The organism is Acinetobacter sp. 18QD2AZ41W (assembly GCF_009829025.1).
GTDB classification, from domain to species: Bacteria; Pseudomonadota; Gammaproteobacteria; order Pseudomonadales; family Moraxellaceae; genus Acinetobacter; species Acinetobacter pseudolwoffii.
Genome location: NZ_WURP01000070.1, coordinates 1 through 468, shown reverse-complemented (window position 1 = coordinate 468; position 468 = coordinate 1). Strand labels below are relative to the sequence as shown.

At 43.6% G+C, this 468-nt stretch carries 1 protein-coding gene; it reads left to right on the top strand.

The features are described from left to right. Window positions 1–263: 263 nt before the first annotated feature. A partial coding sequence (locus tag GVV58_RS15560) for a hypothetical protein (RefSeq protein WP_216070548.1) occupies window positions 264–468 on the top strand: 205 nt, incomplete at its 3' end.

Below are 468 nucleotides of genomic sequence, written 5' to 3'. Positions count from 1 at the left end.
GCCAAAGCCAAGCAATACCAGACTCTATACCCATCCTATCAAGTCATTAAAAAATGTGTGGATGAGATCAAAGCAGAACAACAGATGAAACTCAGACAAGAACAACAGCTCAAAGCACAGCAACAAGCTCCTAAAATGAAATCTCGTGGCATGAGTCGCTAAACAGAGCGAGTGTCTACGAGCGAACTGAGAAAATTTGCCCATCCCTTTCCCTGATTACAAGCTCCCTATCCATCAATCACCTACCCTACAGAGCATCCCGCATGGGTGCGAACTTTCCAAGTTTGATTCCTAAATCGAGCGAAGCGAGAAAAAAAGCTCATGAGCGAAGCGAATTCCGAGCTGCTTTTGATCTTGCTTTTGCTTTTTCTCAAATTCACGAAAATATGAACCAAAAATTGCCCCGACGAATCGAGCGAAAGCGAGATTCAATAGAGTTTGAGCGAAGCGAAAACCAAGGGCAATTTT